The 22204-nt window shown below is 59.5% G+C and carries 18 protein-coding genes, 2 tRNA genes and 1 pseudogene; 14 read left to right on the top strand and 7 right to left on the bottom strand.

Translation table 11 applies throughout. The features are described from left to right. Window positions 1-85 precede the first annotated feature (85 nt). From QU667_RS00695 to QU667_RS00685, 3 genes are read left to right on the top strand one after another with little or no spacing between them, the layout of a single operon-like run. Entirely contained in the window at window positions 86-1171 is a 1086-nt protein-coding gene (locus tag QU667_RS00695) for a hypothetical protein (protein ID WP_304987434.1), read from the top strand. An 11-nt stretch (window positions 1172-1182) separates the two neighbouring features. Next, entirely contained in the window at window positions 1183-3150 is a 1968-nt protein-coding gene (locus QU667_RS00690) for a suppressor of fused domain protein (RefSeq protein ID WP_304987433.1), read from the top strand. 2 nt (window positions 3151-3152) lie between these two features. Further along, a complete protein-coding gene (locus tag QU667_RS00685; protein ID WP_304987432.1) occupies window positions 3153-5654 on the top strand; it encodes a tetratricopeptide repeat protein in 2502 nt (833 codons plus the stop codon). A 39-nt stretch (window positions 5655-5693) separates the two neighbouring features. On the opposite strand, the gene QU667_RS00680 is transcribed toward QU667_RS00685, so the two are convergent. The 4 genes from QU667_RS00680 to QU667_RS00665 all read right to left on the bottom strand — a co-directional run bounded on the left by QU667_RS00680 (window position 5694) and on the right by QU667_RS00665 (window position 8348). Next, window positions 5694-5873 carry a type II toxin-antitoxin system RelB/DinJ family antitoxin gene (locus tag QU667_RS00680; RefSeq protein ID WP_304987431.1) on the bottom strand — a complete coding sequence of 60 codons (180 nt, stop codon included), beginning with the start codon at window positions 5871-5873 and terminating at the stop codon, window positions 5694-5696. A gap of 18 nt (window positions 5874-5891) precedes the next feature. After that, window positions 5892-6527 (bottom strand): LUD domain-containing protein, encoded by a 636-nt coding sequence (locus tag QU667_RS00675; RefSeq protein ID WP_304987430.1) that lies wholly within the window; start codon window positions 6525-6527, stop codon window positions 5892-5894. Window positions 6528-6595: 68 nt separating this feature from the next. Next, a complete protein-coding gene (mqnE, locus tag QU667_RS00670) occupies window positions 6596-7681 on the bottom strand; it encodes an aminofutalosine synthase MqnE (RefSeq protein WP_304987429.1) in 1086 nt (361 codons plus the stop codon). Window positions 7682-7802: 121 nt separating this feature from the next. Continuing rightward, the gene (locus QU667_RS00665) at window positions 7803-8348 is read right to left on the bottom strand and encodes an acyl-CoA thioesterase (RefSeq protein WP_304987428.1); all 546 of its coding nucleotides are present in this window, start codon (window positions 8346-8348) and stop codon (window positions 7803-7805) included. Window positions 8349-8511: 163 nt separating this feature from the next. Between QU667_RS00665 and QU667_RS00660 the strand changes: the two genes are divergently transcribed. From QU667_RS00660 to QU667_RS00630, 7 genes and pseudogenes are all read left to right on the top strand, one after another. Next, on the top strand, window positions 8512-10269 hold the full coding sequence (locus QU667_RS00660; RefSeq protein ID WP_304987427.1) for a 1-deoxy-D-xylulose-5-phosphate synthase: 1758 nt from the start codon (window positions 8512-8514) through the stop codon (window positions 10267-10269). Between the two features lie 200 nt (window positions 10270-10469). Next, window positions 10470-11021 (top strand): NAD(P)H-dependent oxidoreductase, encoded by a 552-nt coding sequence (locus tag QU667_RS00655; RefSeq protein ID WP_304987426.1) that lies wholly within the window; start codon window positions 10470-10472, stop codon window positions 11019-11021. A gap of 144 nt (window positions 11022-11165) precedes the next feature. Then, window positions 11166-12923 carry a 1-deoxy-D-xylulose-5-phosphate synthase gene (locus QU667_RS00650; RefSeq protein WP_304987425.1) on the top strand — a complete coding sequence of 586 codons (1758 nt, stop codon included), beginning with the start codon at window positions 11166-11168 and terminating at the stop codon, window positions 12921-12923. A 66-nt stretch (window positions 12924-12989) separates the two neighbouring features. After that, window positions 12990-13065: transfer RNA gene (locus tag QU667_RS00645), tRNA-Ala, on the top strand. A gap of 62 nt (window positions 13066-13127) precedes the next feature. After that, on the top strand, window positions 13128-13616 hold the full coding sequence (locus QU667_RS00640; RefSeq protein WP_304987424.1) for a pyridoxamine 5'-phosphate oxidase family protein: 489 nt from the start codon (window positions 13128-13130) through the stop codon (window positions 13614-13616). A 989-nt stretch (window positions 13617-14605) separates the two neighbouring features. Continuing rightward, window positions 14606-14734: pseudogene (locus QU667_RS00635) on the top strand (secretion protein HlyD); the annotation flags it as partial. Between the two features lie 319 nt (window positions 14735-15053). Next, window positions 15054-15785, top strand: a complete 732-nt coding sequence (locus QU667_RS00630; RefSeq protein WP_304987423.1) for an NAD-dependent protein deacylase — start codon at window positions 15054-15056, stop codon at window positions 15783-15785. Window positions 15786-15892: 107 nt separating this feature from the next. On the opposite strand, the gene QU667_RS00625 is transcribed toward QU667_RS00630, so the two are convergent. Continuing rightward, a tRNA-Thr gene (locus QU667_RS00625) sits at window positions 15893-15968 on the bottom strand. A gap of 189 nt (window positions 15969-16157) precedes the next feature. Between QU667_RS00625 and QU667_RS00620 the strand changes: the two genes are divergently transcribed. The 4 genes from QU667_RS00620 (at window position 16158) to QU667_RS00605 (ending at window position 20347) form a co-directional block, all read left to right on the top strand. Continuing rightward, window positions 16158-17195, top strand: coding sequence for a hypothetical protein (locus QU667_RS00620; RefSeq protein ID WP_304987422.1), 1038 nt, complete (start codon window positions 16158-16160; stop codon window positions 17193-17195). A 104-nt stretch (window positions 17196-17299) separates the two neighbouring features. After that, window positions 17300-18430 carry a hypothetical protein gene (locus QU667_RS00615; protein WP_304987421.1) on the top strand — a complete coding sequence of 377 codons (1131 nt, stop codon included), beginning with the start codon at window positions 17300-17302 and terminating at the stop codon, window positions 18428-18430. 325 nt (window positions 18431-18755) lie between these two features. After that, window positions 18756-19427, top strand: a complete 672-nt coding sequence (locus QU667_RS00610; protein ID WP_304987420.1) for a CsgG/HfaB family protein — start codon at window positions 18756-18758, stop codon at window positions 19425-19427. A gap of 32 nt (window positions 19428-19459) precedes the next feature. After that, the gene (locus QU667_RS00605; RefSeq protein WP_304987419.1) at window positions 19460-20347 is read left to right on the top strand and encodes an LPP20 family lipoprotein; all 888 of its coding nucleotides are present in this window, start codon (window positions 19460-19462) and stop codon (window positions 20345-20347) included. Between the two features lie 79 nt (window positions 20348-20426). On the opposite strand, the gene QU667_RS00600 is transcribed toward QU667_RS00605, so the two are convergent. Both QU667_RS00600 and dpaL read right to left on the bottom strand, forming a co-directional pair. Beyond that, window positions 20427-20744, bottom strand: coding sequence for a TfoX/Sxy family protein (locus tag QU667_RS00600; RefSeq protein ID WP_304987418.1), 318 nt, complete (start codon window positions 20742-20744; stop codon window positions 20427-20429). Window positions 20745-20758: 14 nt separating this feature from the next. Beyond that, complete coding sequence (gene dpaL / locus QU667_RS00595; RefSeq protein WP_304987417.1) at window positions 20759-21958, bottom strand: diaminopropionate ammonia-lyase; 1200 nt, start codon at window positions 21956-21958, stop codon at window positions 20759-20761. Between the last annotated feature and the right edge of the window lie 246 nt (window positions 21959-22204).

The raw sequence follows: 22204 nt of genomic DNA, 5'->3' as shown, positions 1-22204 counted from the left end.
AAGTCCTATTGAAGCCGTATTTCATCTATATTATCATAAAACAGGTGAATATTCCCACAACAAGAATCATGGAAAGGAGCCGATCATGACGCTTCCCCACCAATGCCCCGATTGCGGAACACCGCTCGGTTACAAGGGACTTTGCTGGCGGTGCAAGACGGCTGCGAATCGCCGTGCGGCACTCGCATGGACGCCCGAGGAGGTCGCGGCAAAGGAACAGGAGATCATCGCGCAGATCGAGGATGTTCCCGATGATTTCTGGTATCTGCTCTGCTGTCGCGGACGGCTCGTGCCGGAGATCCCACGCGCGGCACTCGCGGCGCGTTCCTTCTGGCCCTCGGCACTCTACTATCACGCCCCCGCCGATGTGCGGGACGGACTGATCGCGGCACTGATGGAGACGGATGCCGCACATGAGGCGAACGAGCTTATGATGTGCCTCGGTATGCAGGGAGATGACCGATCCCTTGCGGCACTCCTCGCACTCGAACGTGCACCGCGCCCGTGGCGCGGCAAGCTGCACGTCGATCCATCCGTCTATGCGCAGTGCGGCGGTTGGACGTTCGACGCAGAGGGACGGCGATGCACACTGAACTTCGATGCCTGCTATCCGCTCGTACACGCTGCATCGGAGGAGGAGCTCCGTCGCTCGCCCGTCCGCATCGCCCGTCCGCGAGAGGAGCACTGCCCGCACTGCGGCTGCCGCATGGCGGATGTACTCGTCCTGGACGGACGGGACGCACGGCTGCACTTCCTCGGTATCGACGGCATCCTCACGGCGACCTGCTGTCCGAACTGCGTCGCGTATGCAGAGCCGATACTGAGTCGCTACGCCCTCGATGGCGGCAGTACCGTCCTGCCCTACGAGAACACGGATCCTACCATATACATTGGCGAGGAGCTTGCCGCGATCTTTGAAAACAAACTCATCCTCGGTGCGGCATCCGTCCCACAGTTCTACGGCGCACGCTTCGAGGATGTCTGCACACTCGGCGGCTTTGCGCTCTGGTGGCAGGACTGGGAATACACTCTATGCCCCGACTGCGGGCAGCCGATGAAGTATCTCATGCAGATTCACTGGGATGCGCTGACGGACTATATGGAGGGTTCGCTCTACATCGAGTTCTGTCCGGACTGTCAGATTGTTTCCATGCAGCATCAACAAACATAAGGAGTTCCACAATGAAAAAAATTGGCCGAAATAACGCTGCGCATAAAAAGAAAGCCCCGATGCCAACGGAGGTCTATACCGAGGAAGAACTGGACATCGTCGAGAGTCACATCGAAAAGCACTTCGGCGCATACGCGAACGTCTTTCACGAGATCGTCTCGCCGGACATCCATCTGGACATCTGCATCGTCGATCCGACCGAGGAGCGCAACTACTATATGCTCGTCACCCTTGGGATGGGCGCGCACCGCATGAACGTCCCCGAAGAGCTCGCCGAATACAAGCTCGAACGCGCAGAGCTCATGATTGCACTGCCGCCCGACTGGAAGATTCACGAAAATGACGAGGAACACTACTGGCCGATCCGTCTGCTGAAGAGCCTCGCGCGTCTGCCGATCGAGGACGATACATGGCTCGGCTGGGGACACACGATCAGCAACCGGGCTCCCTATGCCGAAAACACCAAGCTGACGGCAGCGCTCCTCGTCAGTCCGCAGCGCTGCGGGCAGGACGGCGATGTCTGCGTCCTGCCGGGCGGCGACGATGTCAATTTCTATCAGATCATCCCGCTCTATCGGGACGAACTCAACTACAAGTGCGACCGCAGCGCCAAAGAGCTGCTGAACATCTTTGGCGAGCGGCACGTGGGCTTTGTCGTCGATCCACAGAGGCGCAGTGCGCTCGCGGGCGAGGACTTCGACGATCTCGTGATGGACAATGCAGAGTGGCACCTCGACAGTCTGCGCAAAAAGAAGCTCCCCGTCGATGAGATCGAGGCGTACAGCCACATGGCGGTCTACCTGCGGTGGTGCATCCTGCATGATCTGATGGCGGACTGGTTCGTCCGTCAGTATGCGGCAACCATCTCTGCCGTAAAGGAGCATCCTGCCGAGACGGATCTGCGCCCCTTCCTCCGCGACGAGCTGCACGGTATTCTGATGCGCGGCTTCTTTAACGAGGAGGGCACGGCATTCGCGCGCTACTATTACGACGGCGATGCCCCCTCCTTTCCCTCGGACATCGACGATCATGCCCTCTCCTACTTCGGCGCAACGCAGTATTACTCCGAAGAATTTGACGACGAGGCATATCTCTTTGTCCCGTTTGACGAACGGCTCTATCGCGAGATGGCGGCGATCATCGAGCGGCGATGGGACGCGTGGAAGCGCAATGGCTGCAAAACGAAAGGAAATGCGGAAATGAACGAAAATGAGGAACCAAGCGACGTTACTGTGGCGATCATGCAGTATCTGAACTGCGGCAGGGCGGACTGCTCCCTGACGTACTTCCCGCCGATGGAGGACGACGATCCGATCACGGCGGCATACGGCTATGCCGTACGGCGCGGCGTGTGCGATGGATTCGTCCCCGTGCTCATTGTACCGAGCGATACGCTCTGGGAGATTCTGACGATGAATGCGGGGGCAGAGAAGGGGGATTTCGAGGACTACGATTTTGATGCGGAAGCGGTGAAAAAATACCGCGAAAAAATTCTGTCGGAATCTCTGCCGGACGGCAAGGCGACTCTGACGGAGCGGCTCGGTGAGCGGTTTGAACAGAACCGCGCGGAAACATCCGATGAAGAGGAATCTGCCGCCGACTGCTTTATCAGCTACTGGGACTACGAAACGCAGGAGACGCAGCCGCTCATTCTCGCCAAGATTCCCGTCAAGAATCCGTGGGAGGTCTTTGCCTATCTGCCGTTCGGCGGGTGGAACGACTGCCCCGATACCGCCGCGCTGATGGCGGTGTCGAAATACTGGCACGAGCAGCACGGTGCGATGCCCGCCGTCCTCACCTATGACACGCTTGAGTACAGCGTACCCGCGCCCATTGCGCCCGCGCACGCCAAAGAACTCGCAGTGGAACAGTATGCGTTCTGCGCCGACATCGTCGAGCAGGGCGCACCTGGTACAACCGTCGGCAAGCTCGCAGAGCGTCTGAAAAAATCAAACATCTGGTATTTCTGGTGGGATTAATTATGACACTACTTGAACAGTGCCAACGCTGGCACGAGAACGAAGAATATCAAAAGATCATCACAGAGATCGAGGCTCTGCCAAGCGAGGAGCGCACACCGGAGCTCGACAGCGAGCTTGCCCGCGCCTACAACAACGCGGCGGGCGCAGAGGATCGCGCCTATTTTGAAAAGGCGATCGGTCTCCTCGCGCCGCACGCAGACTATTTCAAGGGGGATCATCTCTGGAACTTCCGCATGGGCTATTCCTACTACTATCTCGACCGTGAGGACTGCGCCCTCCCCCATTTTGAGGCGGCGCTCGCCGCGCTCCCGGACGATGCGGACACCGAGCGTATGATCGAGAGTTGTCACAAGGGGCTTTCCCTGCCGTTCTTTCAGCGACCGTTCCGCATCCGCGTGCAGGAGGCGTGGGCGGCGTTCGAGAACATAGAGGCGGATCTGCGCGCGCTGATGGACGCGGAGGAGGATCGCGGTGAGGAGCTCATCGCGCGGTGCGAAGCTGTCCTGCGCATCGCCCTCTCCGATGCAGCCTTCGAGATGGGATGCGGCGGGGAAAAATACGAGCTGATCCTAACGCCCGAAGGTACGCGTGTGAAACTCTTTCCGCTCGTCTATTTCGCGCGCCATGCCCCCGCCTCCGTGCGCGAGCACTGGGACATCCACGTCGGTCGCACCGCCTCTCTTGGTGCCCTGCGTACGGGCGACTACAGCATCGAGAGGAAGGATGTCACGACCTATTTTACGCGGGAGGACAAGGGGATCGCCCTCATGGTCTACTGCGAAAAGCTCCTGCCGCTCCTGAAGGAGGACGAGAATCGCGCATGGTGGATGCTCTCCACGCTCGTCGATCAGGCGCTCGGCGAGATTGCCTCCATCCGCCTCATCCATGATTTCGAAGTCCTCGATGCGCCGCGGGAAGAGCCGTCGATTCTACTGGCGGATTTGCCAAAAGCACTGGAGGAGGCAGGGTTCTCCCTCGCGGGCGATGCCGAGGACTATCTGGAGCACTCCTATCTCGCCTACGAACGCGAGCCGCAGAACAGTTCCGATACGGACTGGCGGTTCGATGTCTACACGGGCAGTACCCGTCTGCCCGCCATCCTCAGCGCCTATACGGAAAACGATCCGGCGCTCGCGGATATGTACCATGCGGACGGGATTGCGGCGGGCTTTCTCGCCTATCCGCTGACGGATGAACTGCGCGCGGATGCGGAAGCTCCCCTCGCGTTTCGCGATGCGCTCATGACGGCAATCGAGAGGGATACCAAGGAATTGGATGCCGTGACCTTCCTCGGCGGCGCGACGGGTACGGACTGCGGCTATCTGGACTTTCTCGCGTGGGATCTGCACGCCGTCCTCTGCGCCGCCGACGACTTCCTCCAAAAGACAAATCTGCCGTGGGCGGTGTTCCACTCCTTCCGACGGGACGCCAATTCCGTCAGCATCTTGGATCGCACAGAGGAGGAGAACAGCGCGGAGCAGGAAAGCCCCGCCGCCGCGAAATCCTCCCTGCTCTCCCCTGCGGCGGTCAAGAAGATGGAGGCGATGGACGACGGCTCGGAGGGCTATTTCTACAAGATGCTGTACTATCTGGAGCAGTATATCAAGAACGGTGTCATCAAGGGGAATTTCACACGCGAGGAGGCACGCGCCGATCTCGGCATCGCGCTCTGGTATGCGTATGCGTGCAACAACATTGATGACTACGAATACTACTATCGCACGACGCAGTGGATGCCGCACGCCGAGAAAAATGCCGGCGGCTGCGGGACGTTCTACTACCGCTATGCCGTCGCGCTCATGTACTGCGGGCGGCTTGAGGACGCACTCCGCGCGGCGGAGAAGGGCGCGTGCGAGGAGCCGGACTATCCGTGGACGTATTTGCAGCTCGGCAAGCTGCGTGCGCATTTCGGCGACCGTAGTGGAGCGCTCGATGCCGTGGCGAAAGGGCTTGCGCTCGTGCCGGACGATCATGAATTTTTGACGCTAAAGCGCGAGATTCATGCGGGCGCGACGATTGAGCAGATGTCCTACCACTGGATTGATCCGGACTTTGACCGCGAACTTCAGGAGGCGGCTGAAACAGGGACAGAGATGGGCGAGGATATGTACGAAAAGCAGCGTGCTATCTCCTGCATGACGGTCAGCGAGGAGGGGCTTGCGTATTTCCGGCAGCTCTTCCGCCCTGATCCGAAGAACTACAAGAAGGATGCGCCCTATTGCAGCTTCGACTATCCCGTGGGCGATACATCCGTACGGCTCGTCTTTCACATGAACGAGGCGGGTCTGTCGAAGCGCAGTCCCGCATGGCTGCGCACGCAGAAGGAGCGGCTCGATGGCGGCGCTTGGCTCAGTCACACGGATGAGGCGGGCACGGGCACACTCACCGCCGTGCATTTCGAGCTCGACAATCAGGTCACACTCGAATATCAGTACCCGTGGCAGGAGAAGAGTGTCTACATCCCATTGGACGAGGACGGCAATCCGAGGGATGAGGAGTAGAGCATACAAAAAAGGAGGCGCACGCCTCCTTTTTTGATGTCAGCTATCGTATGGAGTGGGGTCTGCCGTAATCTCAAACGGAATACGCCGGTCTTGTACGACCTTTACCGCAAACATCGTGAACGCATCAGCCATAGTCAGCCCCATCTTGCTGCAGGTCTCCTCCATGTTTCGCTTGAGATCCGCGTCCATTGAAAAACAAAGCATTTCTTCTGCCATATAAAATCTCCCCCTTCTTCATAATCCCAGTTCTTCCTCAATCAGTACCAGTTCCATCGGGCGGTAACTCATCTTCTTGTAGTGAATGGTGAGGGCGTTGCAGATGCGCTCCAGTGCAGCGCAGTCATAACAGCGCGTGCCATCCTTCGCGCAGGGCGTTTTCTTGCCCTTGCGGTGCGCGTTGCGCGGGGCGGCGATGCGGTGGATGCGCTCGATCCCCGCCTCGATGTCGGGGACAAGCTTGTTGATGCCGACGACGAAGTAGGTCTTTTCATGTCCGAAGAGCGAGCCAGCGACACGGTTGCCCGCGCCGTCCATGTTGAGAATCTGCCCCTGCTCGGTGATGGCATTTGCCGAGAGCAGGAACACATCTGTCATCAATGCCTCGCGCCCTGCGGCGAGAAATGCCTCGATGCCGCCGACGTGCCCCGCACGCGGCGGGTCGATCACCTCGTTGTGCTCGCTCAGACGCTCGTAGAGCGAGAGCGCACGCAGCGTCTCGGAGTCGCCGAAGCCGACACGCTTGCCGCGAATCTCAGCGGCGAGGTAGTCCGCCGCCGCTGTGCGCCCCTCGAACCGCGAAACGTCGTAGCGATTCCGTCGGAACGCCTCCATCGTGCGCACAATGCGCTCCTCATAAACTGTGTCGGACATTGTTCCCACCTCCTTTGTAACTCCATATCCCCTGATGCCAATGTGTCACGAAGCGAACCCGCTCCCGCTCAATACACCTCGATGATATTAAAGTTCGAGTCGCACGCGGCGGGTGTGCGTCCGATCTCACGGATCACGCGGATGATGTGATCCTCCGAGAGGGCGCGGGGACTCTTCGCGCCCGCGTCGTGGAGAATCGTCTCCTTGTGCACCGTGCCGTCGATGTCGTTCGCACCGAAGCAGAGCGCGACCTGCGCCACAGGCACGGTCAGCATCACCCAGTACGCCTTGATGTTGCGGAAGTTGTCGAGCATCAGACGCGAGATCGCAATCGTCCTGAGATCGTCCCACATCGTCGTCTGCCGCACCGTCCGCCCCAGTTCCGTATGCGACGGCAGGAACGGGAACGGAATGAACGTCTGGAAGCCGCCCGTCTCATCCTGGAGATCGCGCAGCCGCATCATGTGCTCCACGCGCTCCTCGATGGTCTCGATGTGGCCGTAGAGCATGGACGCATTCGTCTTGATGCCGAGCGCGTGCGCCGTGCGGTGCGTTTCGAGCCATTCGTCCGCCGTCGCCTTGTTCGGACAGAGCTCGCCGCGCACGCGGTCAGAGAGGATCTCCGCGCCGCCGCCCGCGATGGACTGAAGCCCCGCCGCACGCAGACGCAGGAGCACCTCGCGCACCGTGAGCCCCGAACTCTTTGCAAAATGCGTGATCTCAACGCCCGTAAAGCCCTTCAGATAGAGCGTAGGGAACGCCTCGTGCAGGGCGTTCAGCCGCTGCAAATAGTCCTCGAACGTCCACGAAGGATGCAGCCCGCTCACGACGTGCAGCCCCGCCAGATGCGGATCGCGCATCGCATCCGCAACGTGCGCCACCGCTTCCTCCACGCTCATCTCGTATGCGCCATTGTCCTCTGCGTCGCGCCCGAACGCGCAGAACTTGCAGTGTGCGAGGCAGATGTTCGTGAGGTTCACATGACAGTTCACATTGTAGTAGACAATATCGCCGCACTTCTCCTGCCGCACGCGGTCGGCGAGCATCCCGATCCATGCGATGTCACGGCACGCAAAGAGCCGCAGCCCGTCCTCCCGCGTCAGCCGCTCACCGCGCTCAATCTTCTTCTCAATCTCTAGGTATGCACCGGTCAATCTGCTCTCTCCCAAAGAATCGCTGATAAAATGTGGTCTGTCCGATTGGTACAGATTTTCGTCCTGTCAAACATCCGCCGCCCACCAAATGCTCTGCGACGGATCGGCGGAAGCCGGACGCTCATTCGCTTTCCGTCTGCGCCGCCCCGGTCTGCTGTGCGATTGCATCGCAGACGCAGCCGCCCGCCGCTTTTACTGCGCCGCGCTTGCGTGCCTTGTGCGCCTCGTAGCGGCGTTTGCCCTCCTCAAATGCGGCGCGCGCCGCCTCGGTGTCAAGCGTCAGTGGCGGCACGGCCTTCGGACGCGCGTTGCGGTCAAGCGCGACCATGGTAAAGTACGCCGAAAGCCCGAGCTGCGGATCGCCGCCGTCGTCCAGATCCTCGACAATGACGTTCACCGCGACCTCCATCGAGCTGTGCCCGACATAGACGATGTCCGCCGTCACAACGACGAGATCACCGATGCGGATCGGCAGGTGGAACTCCAGCTCGTCCACGCGTGCCGTCACGACGTTCGCGCGTGCATAGCGCCGCGCCGCCGCGTACGCCGCCGAATCCATCAGCTTCATGATCTCGCCGCCGTGCACATTCCCGTTCGGGTTCGCCTGACTCGGCATCATCACCTCACTGATGACGATGCGGCTGTCCTTCATCTTACATTCCCTCATTTATATTCCTCCATTGAATTGTACATTGTTATGAGGTACTACTGTAGCACGCCATTCTGAAAATAATCCGTTGCCTTTGCCACACACTCTTGACATTTTCGTGCATTTCGGTGATATAATTCGCTTAGGGAAATGTGGATCATCCGACAAAGGGGGATTTTACTTGTATTTGGAGCACATCACATCGCCGGCGGACATCAAGAGCTTTACGGCGGAGCAGCGCAGAGCGCTCGCACAGGAAATGCGCGACGCACTTCTGAGACGCGCGAGCATACACGGTGGGCATTTCGGTCCTGACTTTGGCATCATCGAGACGATCATCGCCCTGCACACCGTCTTTGACTCGCCGACGGACAAGATCGTCTACGACGTATCCCACCAGTCCTACCCGCACAAGATGCTCACGGGTCGCGTGGGGGCGTACCTCAACGAGCAGCACTACGACGATGTCTCGGGCTACACGAACCCGAAGGAAAGTCCGCACGACTTCTTTAACATCGGTCACACCTCCACCTCGATCAGTCTCGCCTCGGGGCTGGCGAAGGCGCGTGACCTCGCGGGGAGAACAGAAAATGTGATCGCCCTGATCGGCGACGGCTCGATGTCGGGCGGCGAGGCACTTGAGGGGCTGAACGTCGTCGGCGAGATGAATACAAACTTCATCATCGTGTTCAACGACAACGGGCAGTCCATCGCCGAGAACCACGGCGGGATGTACCGCAAGTTCAAGGAGCTGCGCGAGACGGGCGGCACGGCGGAGGACAACCTGTTCCGTGCGATGGGGCTCGCCTACCGCTATGTCGCGGACGGCAACGACTGCGAGGCACTGATCGCCGCATTCTCCGAGGTCAAGGACAGCAAAAAGCCTGTCGTCGTCCACATCCACACGAAAAAGGGCAAGGGCTACAAGTTCGCCGAGGAAGATCCTGAGACGTGGCACTATCGGTCGGCTTTCGACATTGCGACGGGCGCGCTGAAACATCCGTACACCGACCCGTACCAAGAGGCGACGAAGGACTTCCTCAAGGAGCAGGCAGAGACGAATCCGAACTTCGTCTTTCTCGCGGCGGGCACGATGGGCGGCATCGTCCTCAGCCCCGCCGAACGCGCAGCACTTGGCAGTCACTATGTCGATGTGGGCATCGCCGAGGAGCACGCCGTGGCGATGGCATCGGGACTCGCACGCAGCGGCGCACGTCCGATCTTCGGCACGTACAGCACCTTTTTTCAGCGCGTCTACGACCAGATGGCGCAGGATGTCTGCATCAACAACAACGCGGCGGTATTCCTCTCCGTCGGCGCGTCCATGTACTACATGAACGACGTGACACACCTCGGCTTCTATGACATCCCCATCTTCTCCAACATCCCGAACCTCGTTTTTCTCGCGCCCGCCGGGCTCGACGAGTACAGGGCTGTGCTGCGCTGGGCGGTCGCGCAAACACGGCATCCCGTCATGATCCGTATGCCGGTCGGCGGCTATGACGAGAGCCCGTACCCCGTGCGCACGGACTACAGCGACCTCAACACATATCAGGTTGTCACAGAGGGTGCGGAGGTCGCCATCATCGGCGCGGGGAATTTCGCGCAGCTCGCCTCGGCAGCTGCGGCGGAACTGGAAAAGGAAGGCATTCGGGCAACCGTCATCAATCCGATCTTCCTCTCGGGGCTCGACACGGCGCTCCTCGAACGCCTCAAGGAAAAGCACCGCCTCATCCTCACCATCGAGGACGGCATCCTCGACGGCGGTTTCGGACAGAAGATCGCCGCGTACTACGGCATGGACACGCAGATCCGTGTCCGTAACTACGGACTTACAAAGGTATTCCACGACCGCTACGATGCCGCAGAACTCGCGCGGGCGCATCATCTCACCGCCGCGCAGATCGCAGCGGATACGTTGACGGCATGGAAGGGCTGATTGCGCTATGGTGATGCTCCTAAGCACACCCTAGTAGAGCAAATGAGTAAAGGGAGCGAAACGCCCCCTGCGGACTTCTTTCGGAGGGGTGCAGCGCGTTTAGTCCGCAGGTATTTAGACGAATAAGCACACGGTCACTTGCGCAACGAGGTGTTTGCGTGGAGCGTCACAATGCACAAAGGATAATAATAGGAGATTTTATGAAAAACGTTTTGATTATTGCAGGACATCCCGAACTGCGGGACAACTCATTTGCGAACAAGATCATCCTAGAGGATCTGGAAAGGATGCTGCCCGCCGCGACAGTTGACCGCCTCGGCGACCTCTATCCCGACTATCGGATCGACGTGGAGGCGGAGCAGAAAAAACTTGTCGCCGCGAACATCATCGTCCTTCAGTTCCCGATCTTTTGGTACAGTATGCCCGCCCTCCTCGCAAAGTGGATGGAGGATGTATTCGTCCACGGGTTCTCGCACGGCGCGACGGGCAAGGCGCTCACCCACAAAAAACTCCTCCTCTCCTTCACCACAGGCGCGCCCGCGAGCGCATACGACGCCTCGTTCCCCGTGGAGGCGATGGCGGAACGCTTTGTCCGCACGGCGGGGCTCACCGGCATGGACTACGTCGGTTTCATCTACACGGGCGGGGTATCGTACAGTCTGCGTGCAGACGAGGAAAAGCGCACGGAGATGGCGGCTGCATCGCACGCCCATGCCAAGCGTCTGGTTGAAAAGCTCCAATCGCTCGCCTGAATCCACAACTTCATCACGGACTGCCGTCACGTGCGGCAGTCCTTTTTGCTGCCTTTCTCTTTATTTTTTCCTTAATGATGATATTTTCTTAGAATTTATGCTATAATAATGTCAACTACCACACAGTAATGGAGGGCTTTTCCCTTGTATCTTGAGAACATCAATGAGCCTGCGGACATACGGGGCTATACGGCGGAGCAGCGCCGCATCCTCGCGCGCGAAATGCGCGAGGCACTCATCAAACGCACAAGCCTCATCGGCGGGCACATCGGGCCGAACCTCGGGATCATCGAAGCGACCATCGCACTCCACACGGTGTTCGATGCACCGCGCGACAGGATCGTATTCGATGTCTCCCATCAGTGCTACCCGCACAAGATGCTCACGGGGCGTGTCGGCGCATACGTCAACGAGGCGGAGTACCACGATGTTTCCGGGTTTACCAACACCGACGAGAGCGCACACGACCTCTTTAACATCGGGCACACCGCGACGGGCATCAGCCTCGCCTCGGGGCTGGCCAAGGCGCGCGACCTCGCGGGCGGCACAGAGAACATCGTTGTCGTCATCGGCGACGGTGCGCTCTCGGGCGGCGAGGCACTGGAGGGGCTGAACGTCGTCGGCGAGATGGGCACGAACTTCATCATCGTCTTGAACGACAACGACCAGTCCATCTCCGAGAACCACGGCGGTATGTACCGCAAATTCAAAGAGCTGCGTGAGACGGGCGGCACGGCGGAGGACAACATCTTCCGCGCGATGGGGCTCGCCTATCGCTACGTCGCGGACGGCAATGACACGGAAGAACTGATCCGCGTGTTTTCCGAGGAAAAGGACACGGATCGCCCCATCGTCATCCACATCCACACGCAGAAGGGCAAGGGGCTCTCCTTTGCCGAACGCGATCCCGAGGGCTGGCATCGCCATGCGCCCTTTCACATCGAGACCGGCATGGCGAAAAAGGAAAGCACACCTGATCCGTACGCCGTCGCGACCGTGGATTTCGTCCTCGAAACGGCGCGGCAGAATCCGAACTTCGTCTACCTCTCGGCGGGCATCGTCGGCGGCATCAACCTCAGCCCCGCCGAACGTGCACAGCTCGGCAGCCAGTACCTCGATGTCGGCATCGCCGAGGAACACGCCGTGGCGATGGCATCGGGGCTTGCACGCGGCGGCGCACGTCCGATCTTCGGCACATACAGCAGCTTTTTTCAGCGCACCTATGATCAGATGGCGCAGGATGTCTGCATCAACCGGAATCCCGCCGTTTTTCTCGCGACGGGTACATCGCTCTACCGCTCAACGGACGTGACCCACCTCGGCTTCTACGACATCTCGATTTTCTCCAACATCCCGAACCTCGTCTACCTCGCACCGACCAGTGTGGAGGAGCACATCGCTGTCCTGCGCTGGGCTGTGGAGCAGACCACACATCCCGTCATGATCCGTATGCCGTTTACAGGCTATGCGGAGAGCCCGTACCCCGTACGCATGGACTACAGTGAGCTGAACCGCTCCATCGTCGTCACCGAGGGCAGGGATGTCGCACTCATCGGTGTCGGCAACTTCGCCGCACTCGCATCCGAGGCGGCGGACGAACTCGCGCACGAGGGCATCCGTGCGACCGTTGTCAATCCGCTCTACCTCTCGGGACTGGATGCGGATCTGCTCACATCCCTCGCCGCGAACCACCGCCTCATCCTCACCATCGAGGACGGGATTTTGGAGGGCGGCTTTGGGCAGAAGGTCGCGGCGTTCTACGCAGACAAGCCCGGCATCCGCGTCAAGAACTACGGGCTGCCGAAGGCGTTCTTCAACCGCTACGACCCCAATGCACTCGCACGCGAGTACCACCTCACCGCGCCCCAGATTGCGGCGGACGTACTGCGGGAGCTGCGGTAAAGGAAGCCGCTCAAAAAACACTTGCATTTTTCTCCGCGGTGCAGTATAATGTCCCTTGTCAGTCACGGGGACGTAGCTCAGCTGGGAGAGCACCAGGTTCGCAATCTGGGGGTCGAGAGTTCAATCCTCTTCGTCTCCACCATCATTGACATTCTCAGGAGGTATCCGATGGATGCCTCCGTTTTTTGATAGGGAGGCATCGCCATGTTTCACAAAATGCGCCGCACGGCGCAACAGCTGACCTACGAGGAGGCGGAGGCGGTGCTCCTGCGCGGCTCGGCGGGCGTGCTTGCACTCACAGGCGACAAGGCGTTCCCCTACGCCGTCCCCCTCAGCTACGTCTACGACGGCGCGCACATCTATTTCCACAGTGCGACCGAGGGGCACAAGATCGACGCGATCCAACGGAATCCGAACGCCTCCTTTGCCGTCATCGATCAGGACGAGGTCATTCCCGAGAAGTACACGACCGCCTACCGCAGCGTCGTCGTCTTTGGCAGCGTCCGCATCATCGAGGACGAGGGAGAAAAACGCAGTGCCGTCCGCAAGCTCGCCGTGAAATATGCACCCGAACAGACGAACGCACAGCACGATGCCGCCATCGACAGTGCATGGGATCGATTCTGCATCCTCGAAATGAGCGTCGCCCACATGACGGGCAAGGTCGGGAGCGCACTGGTTGCGAAAAAGTAAAAGACATATGAAAAAGCAGTCACATCGAACGTGACTGCTTTTTAAACGAGTGCCGTCCCGATCGTCATGATCCATGCGGGTACGGCTCTCTGACACTTACCCATCAGTTCCCGCGCCTGTGCACGCAGCACAGGCGCGCGTTTTCCCGTCCCCTTTCCTATTCTCTTTATTCCCTCGGGTAAGTTTTTGAAGTTTGCCCCCCTGCCAGTTGGTCGACTTTCCATTGAGCGAAAAATCACTGAACGTTGTCGGAAATCAAGCGGCTTCCAGAACGGAAAATCTCTGAAAGCTCTTGTAGATTTGGCTTTCACAGTGTATAGAAACAATCCCCTTTGATCATTTTCACGCATTAGTCATCGGGATCCTCCCCGCCCAGTGCGGCAAGCCGCTCCTCCGCACTCTGCGCCGGACATTCCTCAAACATGCGTTTCTCATGCAGCCCCGCAATCGTCCACAGCGGTGCGGCACATATCCCGTCGCATCCGTATGGTCAAGCATGCCATCGGCGAACTTTGCCAGACCGTCCACGCGCCTGCGCATAAAAAGGACGGGACTCGTCTGCACAAACAGACGCTCCCTGCTGCTTTTGGGCGGACATTGCCCGTCGAGCAGAAACATACTCGTAGGAGAGAGCAGACGAATATCTGCTCCGTTTTGTGCTTCCCCACGACGAATCTATGTGCTATAATGAATTCGACGACTGGTGAATGTCGGTTTACTCCCTTTCGGGGGGTGATGTGCGTGACGCTTTTTGAAAAGCTATCGCTTCTGATTGCGGCGGCAACGCTCGTGGTCAACATCATATTTCTGATTACTAAGTAGGCAGAAAAAAGAACCGCACGTGCGGTTCACGTCGGCTCCTCTTTCAAGAAATCTAATTTCGCAGGAGAGACCGGCGGTACCAATCACCGGTCGTCCTTTTGTATTCTCATTATACCCGCCCGCATAAAAATTGTCAAGAAATCGCTGAGAAAAGGAAGTCCGTCGGATTGGTGCAGATTTTTCATTCGGTCAAGGAGACCAATCAGACGCATCGCAAAGGCTATGTGGAGGATTTGCCGACAAAAAGCGAGCAAAAAAGATACGCTAAGATGGTGCGGCTGAATTTATCAATGCTTTCCTGTGAAGAAACGATGTGCTATAATGTTCGTAAGTGGCTGGTAAAAAGCTGGTTTTCTCTCTGGTTCGCAGGGAGGTGATGTGCATGAGTTTATATGAAAAACTATCGCTCGTGCTAGCGGCGGCAACGCTCGTGGTCAACATCATATTTCTGATTACGAAGTAAACAGAAAAAAGAACCGTGCGTGCGGTTCACGTCGGCTCCTCTTTCAAGAACATAAAATTCTGCGGAGAGACCGGCGGATCCAATCACCAGTCACCCTTTTGTATTCTCATTATACCCATCCGCATAAAAATTGTCAAGCAAGGAGGTACACGATGAAGGAGATCGAACGTCTCAGAGAAATCCTCACAGAGAGCCGCCGCGCGGTGTTCTTCGGCGGGGCGGGGATGTCCACCGAGTCGGGGATTCCCGACTTTCGCAGCGCGGGCGGCATCTACAGCGAGACGCTACATCAGGAGTTCAGTCCAGAGCAGATGGCATCACACACATTTCTCATGGCGCATCCCGCCGAGTTCTTCGACTTCTATCGGCGGCGGTTCGTCTATCTCTCCGCTGCGCCGAATGCGGGACACTACGCGCTCGCGGAGCTGGAGCGGCAGGGACACCTCGCCGCCGTGGTGACGCAGAACATCGACGGGCTGCATCAGGCGGCGGGGTCGCAGACGGTCTACGAGCTGCACGGCTCGATCCGCCGCGCCCACTGCATGGACTGCGGCGCACATTACGCACTCGACTACATCATGGAGCACACGCCCATCCCCTCCTGCAAATGTGGCGGCATCGTCCGCCCCGATGTCGTTCTCTATGAGGAACGTCTCGACAACGACACCATCGCGGGCGCAGTCGCCGCCATCCGCGCGGCGGACACGCTCATCATCGGCGGCACCTCGCTCATCGTCTACCCTGCGGCGGGGCTCATCGACTACTTCCGCGGCGAACATCTCGTGCTCATCAATCGGAGCGCGACGAGCGCGGACGCACGCGCGGAGCTTGTCATCCGCGACCCGATCGGAACGGCGCTGCACGCGGCACTGCCGCCCGCATAACCGTATCCGAGCCCGTTCCACCGCTCCGGCAGCCGACTGACGAGCGGCACTCGACCTCCTCCATGCAAAAAAAGACTTCCGATCTCTCGGAAGTCTCCTGTTTCAAATGGAGCTGATTATAGGACTTGAACCTACGACCTGCTCATTACGAATGAGCTGCTCTACCAACTGAGCTAAATCAGCATTGCCTTAAGGCGATAGTGGTATTATATCCAAGGACAGTGCTTCTGTCAACCCCGAAAACAAAAATTTTTCCACACGCGCAGACGGAGTAAAACGCGCCGCCCTCCGCAACAAATCAAAGCCCCCTCTCATTCCCTTTTTACCGTTCCTTAACCCACGTTTGGAACAATACAGGCAGGAGTGAACATCATGCTGAAAAATATTCTGTGCGCGGCGGTCTGCGTGCTCACGCTTGCCGCCCCGCCGTCCATCGCCGCAGCCGCCCCCGAGATCATCGAGACGGAGGGCGTATACACGATGGGCGACAACGATACGCCGAAATCCGCACGCGACGCTGCCCGCGCCGAGGCACTGCGGACAGCCTCGGAGCGCGCAGGGCTCTACATCGAAAGTGCGAGCGAGGTGGAGGGCTCCGCGCTGACCCGGGACGAGATCCGCACCGTCGCCGCCGCCGTTCTGCGCGTCGTAGAGGAGGATGTGACCCCCGCACTCGTCGGGGATGTCTGGCGTTATCACGTCCGGCTCGTCTGCTCCGTCGACACCGAGGGAATCGACCTCAAAGCCCTCGCGGAAAACAAGGCGGAGCTGGATCGTCTGCGGCAGGAGCGCGATATGCTCCGCAGTGCGAACGCCGCCCTGCAGAGCCGCGCCGAGCAGCGCACACAGCCGCCGACGGTACTCTACGTTTACGGAGATGCTGCACGCGACGGACAGCCGCCGCAGTCCCCCGCCTTTCAAGTCTACGGAGAGGCTGCGCAGCGCAGCACGCGCACCGCAAACGGGGACAGAACCGTCGCCGTCTTTGCCGATGCCGAGGATATGATTCTGCGCGGCGAAACGGAGCACGCCGTCGCCGACCTCTCCTTCCTCCTCGGCGATCCCTCCGTCACAGGGGAGGAGCGGGCATACGCCTACCTCCTGCGCGGGTGCGCCTACTACGCACAGCGCATGAACCGCCTCGCGCGGGCGGACTTCGACGCGGCGGAGCGCACCCCGCATACAGGTGGACGCTATCCCATCTGGCGGCTGCACGAATACCGCGGCAGGATCGCCTACGCCGAGCAGCGTTATGACGAGGCGGCGGACGAAGTCGCGGCCGCATGGGACGCCTCGGACAAGACAGACGAGGAGCTGCGGTCGCTCGTGCGCCGCTACGAGCGCCGTGCCGCACAGCAGCAGCGTCACCGCACGCACGGGAACGGTGGCACATACAGCGATACTCTCTGAGAAACAGCGACTTCTTTCCTCTGTACGCACGCCGAAATTTGTGGTATGATAAAAATGCAGAAAACACGCGCATCTTTTCACCGAAGAAAGGAGAACGCATCCCTATGAAGAAAATTCTCATGGCGCTCATCCTCTGCCTGGCACTCACGCAGACCGCGCTCGCCCAGACCGTCACCGTCGACGGCGTGGGCGTTGACCGCGACTCCGCCATGCGCGACGCGGCACGCACGGCAGTCGAGCAGGTCGCCGGCATGTACATCGACGCGAATACCGTCGTTTCGGGTTCATCCGTCGAGTTGGACGAGATTCTCTCGCACGCACAGGGCTACGTCCAAAACATCAGCGTCCTCAGCGAGTCCGTCAGCGGCGGCGAGTACCGCATCCGCGCAAGCGTTGACGTCAACACCGACCCGAACTCGGCGTTCATGAAACGCATGGATGCCGTCATGCGCCTCTCCGATCCGCGCATCGGCGTCGTCATCCTCACGGACGATACGGACAGCCACGACTTCTACGAAGCACCCGCAACGCGCGGGCATGACACCATCCTCGAAACCGCGCTCAACGAGCGGCTTCTCACCGTCGGTTTTAAACACGTCGTCGACGTGAGCCTCCTCTCACAGTTGCAGGACTCGTCCATCCTCAACGCCGTTTACCGCGGCGACAGCCGTCTCCCCTATGACGGCGATGCCTCCGCACGCCCGATCGACTACCTCGTCATCGGACGCAGCCACGCCGACGGCTATCACGTAAAGCTCCCGAACAATCGCGGCGGCTACGTCGAGACACAGATGTCCTCGGCACGCACCCTGCTCGACCTCAAGATCATCTCCTTTGGTACGGGGACGATCATCGGCACCTACTCCGTCGAGGGGCAGGGCGTTGAGAACACGCCCGAACTCGCCCGGCGCAAGTCGCGTCAGGCAGCCGCCGTCAAGGCAGCGGAGAAGCTTGAGCAGCAGTTCCTGCGGGCGGCGGCGAGCGCATTCTCCGGCGTCCAGCTCACCGTCCGCGCCAATGACTACGCCCTCGTCGAGCAGCTCGTACGCGAGCTCAAGGGAATGCGCGGCGTACAGGACGTCTATGTCCGCAGCACGAACGCGGGCAAGACGATGATCGACATCGCCTCATCCCAGCAGCCGTTCACCATCCTCCAGATGCTCCAGCGCGAGACCAACCTTTCCATATTCGTGGAGAGTGTCAGCAGCAGTGAGCTCAAGATCACCCTGCGCTGAAAACGTTTCTGTAAAAAGCCGCACGATTTCATCATCGTGCGGCTTTTTTTGAAAAAAAATTCTGCCCCGCCCATGAGCAGTTCCATTCCCAAAACCCGCATAAATCCCGCCATTACGCCAAACAATTCAGAAAACAGGACGTTTGAACCTGTTGCATCCTACAGTTCCTATTTCCCCGTATTTGTGTTAGAATAATAGACGACATCTACGATGGCGACAACCATGCACCTGCGGCGGCCTGCATCCGTGTTTTCTGCGCATTGTCCTTCCGTCCGGCCGTGCAGCGCATCCGGGAAGTCACGGGATCTGTATAAGGAGGAATTCTATGTTTAAGAAAATGCTGGGCATCCTCGTCCTCATCGGCGGACTGATGACGGGTTCCGTCTGCCATGCGGGACTCTATGACAATCCGACCGTGGCGATCATGCCGTTCCAGAACAAAGTGCCGTACAGCTGGGACGGTTTCGGCGACCGCTCCGGCGTTGCGACCGAGGCGCTCATCAACCTCATCACCGACCGTCCCGACGTCTTTCAGGTGATCGAGCGCATCGAGCTGCAGGATCTCGTGGATGAGCAGAGCCTCGGCATGACCGGACTCGTCTCCCCCGACACCGCCGCCATGGTCGGCAACATCAGCGGCGCGGAGTACAAGATCTTCGGCGCGGTCACCAACCTCTCGGCAAAGAATAACACGATGGGGCTCGGCGACCTCCTCGGCGGCTTTATCGGCAGTCAGGCGAGCGTCACCGCGAACGTCACCATCCGCGTCGTCGAGGTCGCAACGGGACGCATCGTCCTCGTCGGACAGGGCAAGGGCAGCTCGAAACGCGTGTCCGGCGGTGCGGCAACGGAGGACGGCATCATCATGATCGGCTCCACGGGAGTCAGTGAGGAAATGGCATTCAACGCCATCGTCAAGGCGACCAAGGATGCCGTCAACGGCAAAGAGGGCATCTTTACCAAGATGGGCGTCAACGACAAAAAGAGCCGACGCTAATCATCCTGCGGAACGATAAAGGAGCGACAACAATGAAGAACCTGAAGAAAAAAGCAATGGTCAGCGCCATGGCAGGCGTATTCGCACTGAGCGCGGGCTATGCCGCGACACCGGACACACTCCTCCCCTCCATTTCCCTGATGCAGAGCGTCGAGGCGGCTGCGCAGTGGAACGAGGGCAGAATCACGGCAGAGGGCTTTGGCACACCGCCGGCAAACGCCTACGGCGCAAAGGCAAACATCATGGCACGCCGCGCCGCCATCGTGGATGCACAGCGCAACCTCGCCGAGCAGGTGAACGGTGTGCAGGTAGATGCCGAAACCACCGTTGAGAACTTCGTCATCAACAGCGACATCGTCAAGACCAAGGTCAGCGCACTCATCAAGGGTGCCGTCGTCGTCGAGGAACACGCCATGCCGGACGGCAGCTATCGCGTCGTCATGTCTATGCCGCTCTACGGCGCACAGGGACTTGCCTCCGCCGTCATGCCCGCCATCCGCGACATGAACCCGCCCATGCCGCCCCCGCCGGTCATCTCCGCTACCATCACCACACAGATCCAAATGAGCGGCACCTACACCGGTGTCATCATCGACGCAGAGGGCATGGGCTTAAAGCCCAGCTTCTCCCCCGTCATCTATGACACGAGCGGCCGCGCCATCTACGGTGTCAGCAACATCAACTACGATCGGGCCATCGAACGCGGCATGGTCGGCTACGCGGGCAGCCTCTACGACGCACAGACGCTCCCGCGCATCGGCGGCAGCCCGCTCGTCGTGAAGGCAGTGCAGGTGCGCGGCGGCAACAACTCCGCCAACCCCGTGAACGTTGTCGTTTCCGTTGACGACGGCGACCGCATCCTCGCAGCGAACCAGCAGAGTCAGATGCTCGCAAACGGCGCAGTCGTGTTTGTGCGCTGACAGCGGCAAGCAATACAAAGAACGCATACAAAACCCCCGAGGGAATGTCCCTCGGGGTTTTGTATGCAGTTTTATGAGATCAGGGTCTCCGCTTTTTCTTCGGATAGGGAAGCTCCTCGTACATGGCTTCCACGAGCTTTTTCAAAAGGTCTTTGTTCTCGACATCATCGACGAGCAGCATCTCCTTCGCCCCCGGATAGGGCAGCTCATGCGCGGCCTCCGGCAGAAGCTTCACCGCAGCAGCAGTCGGCTTCACGAGAAAGCGGTCGTCGTAGATGCCGCCGAACACTTTGCCGCGGAAGTAAAGGATATACTGGCGCATCATGGCACGATAGGCAATGTCCTCCTGCGGGAGCTGCGCAAGGATAAAGTCCAGATAGTCTCTGCTGGATGCCATAGCAAACACTCCCCTCAATAGCTCGGATACAGGCCGTCCCAGACGACGCGGCGGTAGTTCGTGCGGTCGGTGTCGCCCTCGGTGGAGATGCAGAGGATACGGGAGTCCTTCGTGAGGCCGATGGCATCGCGCAGGTAGTCGAGGCTGCGGTTCTGCATGAGTTCGGCGACGAGACCCGTGGTGACGGCACCGCTCTCGCCCGAAACGACGCGCGGATCATCGTCGAGCGGGTTGCCGAGGATGCGCATTCCCTTTGCCGCGACCCACTCGGGCACGGAGATGAAGTGATCGGCGTGATCCCGCAGGATCTCCCACGCGATCGGGTTCGGCTCGCCGCAGGAGAGCCCCGCCATGATGGAGCTGATCTCCCCCGTCACGATGTGGCGCTCGCCGTCGCTGGCCGCCGCGGTGCGATAGATGCAGTCCGCGCGGTTCGGCTCAACGATGGTGATGATCGGACGGTTCTCACCGTAGCGCGCGGTAAAGTATCCCGTGATCGCCCCCGGCAGCGACCCGACACCCGCCTGCAAAAAGATATGCGTCGGCATCTCATCGTACTGCTCCATCGCCTCATGCGCAAGGGTCGTATAGCCCTGCATGATCCAACGCGGGATCTCCGTATAGCCGTCGAACGCCGTGTCCTGCACGAGCACCCAGCCCCGCTCCTTCGCGAGGTTCGCCGCATGACGCACGGTATCGTCGTAGTTGTACGTCGTAAATGCCGCCTCCGCGCCGAGCCCGCGGATGTTCGCCAGACGCTCGGTCGAGCCGCCCTTGGGCATAAAGACGTGGGCAAACAGCCCGAAGATCTTCGCCGCCCACGCGATGCCGCGCCCGTGGTTGCCGTCCGTCGCCGTCACGAGCGTGACCTTGCGCAGCTGTTCACGGTACTCCGGCTTCGTGAGGTTCTCATAGGTCGTCGCGCTCTCAGAGAGCCCCAGATACTGCGCGAGATAGCGCGCAACGGCATAGCTCGCCCCGAGCCCCTTGAACGCGTTCAGCCCGAACCGCCCGCTCTCATCCTTGACCGCGAGCCGTCCGAGCCCGAGCCCCGCCGCAAGCCGTTTGAGGTCGGCAAGCGGCGTCGGCGCATAGTCCGGCAGCCCTTGATGAAACGCGACTGCACGCGCCGTCACGTCCGCGCCGAATGCGGAGACATCCGAGAGCGTGCCGCCCGTATGCGCGAGATGTACCGCCTTGATGGATTCATTCATCGTAGATTCCTCCCTGCCATCATCGTCCCAAATTTACTTTTATTATAACACACGCACACATCGTTGGTAAGGGAATCGCAACAGACATTTTTAGATATTCATTTATTTTTCTGAAATTTCTGCTTGACAATTTTTCTCACCCCCCCGTATAATAGGATTTAATCTCAATAGTGAGATGGGCAGGACGAACGGTTGCAGACACAATGCACACATTGGAAACACAGGCAGTCCGTCCTCCCGCAGTTG

This window comes from Selenomonas dianae (assembly GCF_030644225.1).
In the GTDB taxonomy this organism is placed as follows: Bacteria; Bacillota; Negativicutes; order Selenomonadales; family Selenomonadaceae; genus Centipeda; species Centipeda dianae.
Note: the sequence above shows the minus strand (reverse complement) of the source record. Positions and strands in the feature narration are given on the sequence as shown.

Excerpts from the sequence above, each read along its gene's own strand:
- QU667_RS00630 (WP_304987423.1), top strand. The coding sequence starts at position 15,054 with ATGAAGGAGATCGAACGTCTCAGAGAAATCCTCACAGAGAGCCGCCGC.
- QU667_RS00675 (WP_304987430.1), bottom strand. The coding sequence starts at position 6,527 with ATGTCCGACACAGTTTATGAGGAGCGCATTGTGCGCACGATGGAGGCG.
- dpaL (WP_304987417.1), bottom strand. The coding sequence starts at position 21,958 with ATGAATGAATCCATCAAGGCGGTACATCTCGCGCATACGGGCGGCACG.
- QU667_RS00620 (WP_304987422.1), top strand. The coding sequence starts at position 16,158 with ATGCTGAAAAATATTCTGTGCGCGGCGGTCTGCGTGCTCACGCTTGCC.
- QU667_RS00605 (WP_304987419.1), top strand. The coding sequence starts at position 19,460 with ATGAAGAACCTGAAGAAAAAAGCAATGGTCAGCGCCATGGCAGGCGTA.
- QU667_RS00665 (WP_304987428.1), bottom strand. The coding sequence starts at position 8,348 with ATGAGGGAATGTAAGATGAAGGACAGCCGCATCGTCATCAGTGAGGTG.
- QU667_RS00690 (WP_304987433.1), top strand. The coding sequence starts at position 1,183 with ATGAAAAAAATTGGCCGAAATAACGCTGCGCATAAAAAGAAAGCCCCG.
- QU667_RS00695 (WP_304987434.1), top strand. The coding sequence starts at position 86 with ATGACGCTTCCCCACCAATGCCCCGATTGCGGAACACCGCTCGGTTAC.
- QU667_RS00600 (WP_304987418.1), bottom strand. The coding sequence starts at position 20,744 with ATGGCATCCAGCAGAGACTATCTGGACTTTATCCTTGCGCAGCTCCCG.
- QU667_RS00640 (WP_304987424.1), top strand. The coding sequence starts at position 13,128 with ATGTTTCACAAAATGCGCCGCACGGCGCAACAGCTGACCTACGAGGAG.
- QU667_RS00680 (WP_304987431.1), bottom strand. The coding sequence starts at position 5,873 with ATGGCAGAAGAAATGCTTTGTTTTTCAATGGACGCGGATCTCAAGCGA.
- QU667_RS00655 (WP_304987426.1), top strand. The coding sequence starts at position 10,470 with ATGAAAAACGTTTTGATTATTGCAGGACATCCCGAACTGCGGGACAAC.
- QU667_RS00615 (WP_304987421.1), top strand. The coding sequence starts at position 17,300 with ATGAAGAAAATTCTCATGGCGCTCATCCTCTGCCTGGCACTCACGCAG.
- QU667_RS00610 (WP_304987420.1), top strand. The coding sequence starts at position 18,756 with ATGTTTAAGAAAATGCTGGGCATCCTCGTCCTCATCGGCGGACTGATG.
- QU667_RS00685 (WP_304987432.1), top strand. The coding sequence starts at position 3,153 with ATGACACTACTTGAACAGTGCCAACGCTGGCACGAGAACGAAGAATAT.